Consider the following 659-nt stretch of genomic DNA (forward strand, 5'->3'; position numbering starts at 1 on the left):
GCTTTTCAACGGTCATTTTCCTGCTGGCGGCGACAGCCGCCAAGCAATGGGGCCTGGCGCCGAGCCTTGGCAAGATCGCGCTGACGCTGGCGCTCTATTCGCTGGGCAATCTGATCATGCTGCGGCTGATCCGCGAATTCGGCATGTCGGTGTCGTTCAGCCTGTCTGCCGTCATCCAGCTGGTCTCGGTGAACGTCGTGGCACTGGTCTTCTTCGGCGAGCGCGTCAACGCGCTGCAGGCGACCGGCATCATGCTGGCGATCGCCGCAGTGGCGCTGATCACGCTCGGACCCTATCTGCAAGGCCGGCTGTAACGGGCGGATTGCCGATGAAGAATGCCGCGAACGCTTTGCTCAACCGGGTCGAATTCCCGGTGCTGCTGGCCGGCCTGGTCATCGCGGCCGGCCTTTGGGGATTCGAGGAGCTGATGGAGATGGCGCGCGCCACCACCCCGCACGCCTTCGACACCGAAATACTGCTCGCCTTCCGCCAGGCGGGGCGGCCTGACAGCCCGATCGGCCCGATGTGGCTGCAAGGGGCGATGCGCGACATCACAAGCCTTGGCAGCGGCAGCGTGCTGGTGCTGATCGTGACGGCGGTAATCGTCTATCTCCTGCTTATCCGCAGGCCGGCGACCGCCCTTTTCATCTTCGTGGCGG

1 protein-coding gene and 1 pseudogene are annotated in these 659 nt (G+C 64.6%); both read left to right on the forward strand.

All coding sequences use genetic code 11. The features are described 5' to 3' along the window. On the forward strand, positions 1–314 hold a 314-nt coding region (locus EN994_RS34195), incomplete at its 5' end, for a hypothetical protein (RefSeq protein ID WP_127308292.1). A gap of 14 nt (positions 315–328) precedes the next feature. Further along, a pseudogene (locus EN994_RS34200) lies at positions 329–659 on the forward strand (phosphoesterase); the annotation flags it as partial.

This window comes from Mesorhizobium sp. M7A.F.Ca.CA.002.09.1.1, from assembly GCF_003998555.1.
In the GTDB taxonomy this organism is placed as follows: domain Bacteria; phylum Pseudomonadota; class Alphaproteobacteria; order Rhizobiales; family Rhizobiaceae; genus Mesorhizobium; species Mesorhizobium ciceri.